Below are 4,220 nucleotides of genomic sequence, written 5' to 3'. Positions count from 1 at the left end.
CCTGGTCATCATGGATGAACCGACCTCCTCCCTCAGTGACCACGAGGCGGAAGTACTGTTCGGCGTCATCCGTCAGTTGCGCGCCGAGGGCGTCTCGGTGGTGTTCGTCAGCCACAAGCTCGACGAACTTTACGCCGTCTGCGACCGCGTCACCATTATGCGTGACGGACGCACGGTGCGCGTCGCCGGCATGAAGGACATTTCCAAGCTTGATCTCGTGGCAAGCATGCTCGGCCGCGACATCGGTTCGGTAGCGCGGCAGGGCGCAACGGGATTCGGCGCCAAGGGGCACGGCGCGGCCGAGACACTGCTTGCGGTGGAAGGATTGGCTGCACCGCCGCTGGTGCGCAACGCAACGCTTCAGGTAGGAAAGGGCGAGATCGTCGTACTGTCGGGCCTGCTCGGCTCGGGACGTACCGAAACCGTACGCGTACTGTTCGGCGTGGACGCGCCGTCTGGTGGGAGCATGAGTCTCCAAGGCCGGAGCTTCCGGCCTCGCGGGCCGCAGGACGCCATCGCTGCAGGGATCGGCTTCTGCACCGAAGACCGCAAGGCGGAAGGCATCGTGCCGGACATGTCGGTGCGCGAGAACATGACGCTCGCCCTGTTGCCTGCGCTGGCCCGCGTCGGCGTTGTGGACGAGGACGCGCAGAAGCGGATTGTGGAGCGCTTCATCGCGCGCCTTGGAATCCGCTGCACCGGGCCAGAGCAGCCCATCCGCCAGCTCTCGGGGGGCAACCAGCAGAAAGTGCTGCTGGCCCGTTGGCTCTGCATGGACCCGAGGCTGCTGATCCTGGATGAACCGACGCGCGGCATCGATGTCGGCGCCAAAGCCGAAATCCAGAAGCTCATCCGCGAACTGGCCGGCGAAGGGCTCGGCGTTCTGATGATTTCCTCGGAAATGGAGGAAGTCGTGGAGGGCGCGGACCGCGTCTATGTCATGCGTGACGGGTGTACCCTGGCTGAACTCGGCGGCGACGCGCTGACGGAGCGGAACGTGATGGCGGCCATGGCGCACGGGGGCGAAGAGGCGGACGCCCATGTCTGACCGGACCGTGCCGATCCGGCGGCGCACGCCTCTGGCAGAGTTGCTGTCGCGGCACGGCTCGCTCGCGGCGCTGGTGGTGCTGGTAGCGGTGAACGCAGCAATCACCCCGCATTTCCTCTCCTGGCAGACCCTGAGCGTGAACCTGACGCAGGTCACGACGATCATCATCGTCGCCATCGGGATGACGATGGTGATCGCGACCGGCGGCATCGATCTGTCGGTCGGCGCGCTCATGGCGATTGCCGGCGCCCTTGCCCCGTTGATTTTCGAGGGCAAGCTGTTTCCCTTGCCGTCCCCTTTTGTGGGTGTTGTTTTGGCCTACGTGCTGCCGGTGCTCGCGGCCGGTGCCTTCGGCTGGTTCAACGGGATGCTTGTCACCCGCTACCGCATCCAGCCGATCATCGCCACGCTGGTTCTGTTCATCGCCGGGCGTGGCATCGCGCAGGTGATGACCAATGGCAACCTCCAGCCGTTCCAGAACCCGCCCTTCCAGGTCATCGCGATGGGACATGTCGTGGGCGTTCCGGTACAGGTCATCGCCATGGCGCTGATCGGCGCCGCGGCGGCGTGGACCATGCGGCGCACGGTGTTCGGGCGGCAGATCCTCGCCATCGGCGGCAATGAACGTGCGGCCCGACTGGCCGGCATTCCGGCCGACCGGGTCAAACGCCAAGTCTATCTCATCAGTGGCCTCTGCTCCGGATTGGCCGGTCTTATCGTCGTGGCGATCAACTCCTCCTCCGACGCCAATACCAATGGTCTTGGGATGGAACTGGACGCCATCGCCGCGGTCGCGGTCGGCGGCACACCGCTGATAGGCGGTCGGGCCGCAATCCTCGGCACCATGCTTGGGGCGCTGATCATTCAGATCGTGCGCTACATGCTGCTTGCCAATGGCGTGCCCGATGCCGCGGCGCTGGTGGTCAAGGCCGGGCTGATCGTGCTGGCCGTCGCCTTGCAGTTGCAGGGGCGGCGCACATGAGGGGCAGATTTTCCGCGTACCGGATCATGGCTCTCAGCCGCTACGGCGTGGTGGTGGCCCTCGCGTTGCTGATCGCCTTCGGGGCGGCGCGATACGACAACTTCCTCGGTGCCTACAACGTGCTGACCTTCCTGCGCTATAACTCGATGTTTGCGCTGGTCGGACTGGGCATGACGTTTGTCATCATGACCGGCGGCATTGACCTCTCGGTGGGCGCCGTCGCAGCTTTGGGCAGCGTCGTCTCCGCCCTGCTCTCGCCTTTTGGCCTGTGGGCAGGCGCGGCTGGTGGGGCGTTGGCCGGGCTCGTCGTCGGCATGATCAACGGCGCCATCGTTACGCGCCTCAACATCATGCCGTTCATCGTCACGCTGGCCACGATGCTCGCGGCACGCGGCACGGCGCTGCTGCTGGCGCACAACACCTCTGTCTCGGTCTCCTACGACACCAGCTTCATCGCCATTGGACAGGGCGATGTGCTTGGCTTTCCGATCCCGGCGTGGATTGCGTTTCTCTGCTACGCCGCCGGCTCGGTCCTGCTGAACGTCACTGCGTTCGGCCGCGCCGTGCTTGCGGTCGGCGGCAGCGAGGATGCCAGCCGGATGATGGGGCTGCCGGTCGGCCGTGTGACGTTCATTGTCTATGCGATAAGCGGATTGCTTGCGGGCATTGCGGGTGTGATTTTAGCGGCCCAGTTCGGCGCAGGGCAGCCGGTTGAAGGCGCTGGGTGGGAGTTGTTCGCAATTTCAGCCGTCGTGGTCGGCGGCACGCTGCTGACCGGAGGCGAAGGATCGATCGGCACGACCTTGGCCGGCGTGCTGCTGCTCGGCCTGATCTTCAACATTCTGAACTTCGAGAATGGCCTCGGGCAAATCAGCCTGTCCGCCTACTGGCAATCGGTGATCCGCGGCGCATTCCTGTTGCTGGTCGTCGTCATGCAGGCGCGCCTGCTTGGGGCGCGAGGATCAGCCGGCGCGTTCTGAAGGCGGGCCGCCGCCCAGGGCGAACTCGGCGCACCGGCTGCCGAGCATCAGGGCGGGGGCGGTGGTGTTGCCGGCGTTGATGTTCGGCATCGCCGAAAGGTCACACACCCGCAGTCCTTCGACCCCGCGCACACGCAACCGCGAATCGAGTACGGCCATCCGGTCACCGCCCGGCCCCATGCGGCAGGTGCCGCTCGGATGGTAGTTGGTCTTCACGAAGCGTCGGCAATGCGCCAGGATCGCCTCGTCACTCAGATCTGCAGGATCGGGAATGGCTACCCGGACCACGCGATCTGCGAGTGGTCGCGTTTGGAAGGCACGCAGGAAGAAGCGCTGTCCTTCGATCATGGTCCGCATGTCTGCCGGGTCCTGCAGAAGGTGCGGCGAGACAAGGGGCATGTCGGTCGGATTCGCCGAACGCAGCCGCACATGGCCGCGCGACTTCGGCTTGACGACGACTGTCGTCACCGTCACGCCATAGGTATCCTGAACCAGGGTGCGCGTGTCGCGATCGAGATAGACGATCGGCACGCAGAACGCCTGGATGGATGGCACACCGTCGCGATCAACGGGATTGACGAAAGCGCCCGCCTCCACCCCGGCGGACAGGATCGGTCCGGAGCCGAACATCCGGAACTGCAGACCGTTGCGCAACATGCGCCAGCCCACACCCTGCTTGTAATATCCGTACGGCCCGTTAGCGATAGCGGTGATTGGCACTTCGGGGTGGTCAATCAGGTTTTCGCCGACGCCGGGCAGGTCCACCTGGCATGCGATGCCATGTGCCGCCAAATGATCGGCCGGGCCGATGCCCGACAGCATCAGCAATTGCGGCGTGATCAGCGATCCGGCAGCGAGAATGACCTCCCGCTCCGCATGGGCGGCATGTTCGGCTCCTCGTGCGTCGCGATAGACGACCCCGGTCGCGCGATGGTTCGTGAAGAGGATGCGCTGCGCCGGCGACTGCAGCCGGATCGTGAGGCGAGGGTGGTGGGCTAGCGGCGCTAGAAACGCATAGGCAGCGCTGCTGCGCTTACCGGCCCGGTTCATGAACTGGTAGAACCCGACGCCGCGCTGCGTTGGCCCATTGAAATCATGGTTGTAGGGCTCGCCGAGCGCCTGCACGCTCTGGACGAACCAGCGCGACATCTCGTTGATGTAGCCGGGGTCCGACACCAGCAGTGGCCCGTCCGCGCCATGCCTCTCGTCA

The 4,220-nt window shown here is 65.2% G+C and carries 4 protein-coding genes; 3 read left to right on the top strand and 1 reads right to left on the bottom strand.

Features of this window, described 5'->3' with window-relative positions:
- The 3 genes from VFH59_RS14080 to VFH59_RS14070 form a co-directional block, all read left to right on the top strand.
- Positions 1–1,048 (top strand): sugar ABC transporter ATP-binding protein (locus VFH59_RS14080; RefSeq protein WP_325165539.1); only part of this gene is annotated, 1,048 nt, incomplete at its 5' end.
- Positions 1,041–2,030 carry an ABC transporter permease gene (locus VFH59_RS14075; RefSeq protein ID WP_325165538.1) on the top strand — a complete coding sequence of 330 codons (990 nt, stop codon included), beginning with the start codon at positions 1,041–1,043 and terminating at the stop codon, positions 2,028–2,030. The genes VFH59_RS14080 and VFH59_RS14075, both read left to right, overlap by 8 nt.
- A gap of 26 nt (positions 2,031–2,056) precedes the next feature.
- Entirely contained in the window at positions 2,057–3,010 is a 954-nt protein-coding gene (locus VFH59_RS14070; protein ID WP_325165537.1) for an ABC transporter permease, read from the top strand.
- Here the strand turns inward: VFH59_RS14070 and VFH59_RS14065 are convergent.
- Positions 2,993–4,220 (bottom strand): GMC family oxidoreductase (locus tag VFH59_RS14065; RefSeq protein ID WP_325165536.1); only part of this gene is annotated, 1,228 nt, incomplete at its 5' end. The genes VFH59_RS14070 and VFH59_RS14065 overlap by 18 nt on opposite strands.

Source organism: Frateuria sp., assembly GCF_035695185.1.
Lineage (GTDB): Bacteria > Pseudomonadota > Gammaproteobacteria > Xanthomonadales > Rhodanobacteraceae > Frateuria_A.
This window is presented reverse-complemented; position numbering and strand designations above follow the sequence as displayed.

Excerpts from the sequence above, each read along its gene's own strand:
- VFH59_RS14075 (WP_325165538.1), top strand. The coding sequence starts at position 1,041 with ATGTCTGACCGGACCGTGCCGATCCGGCGGCGCACGCCTCTGGCAGAG.
- VFH59_RS14070 (WP_325165537.1), top strand. The coding sequence starts at position 2,057 with ATGGCTCTCAGCCGCTACGGCGTGGTGGTGGCCCTCGCGTTGCTGATC.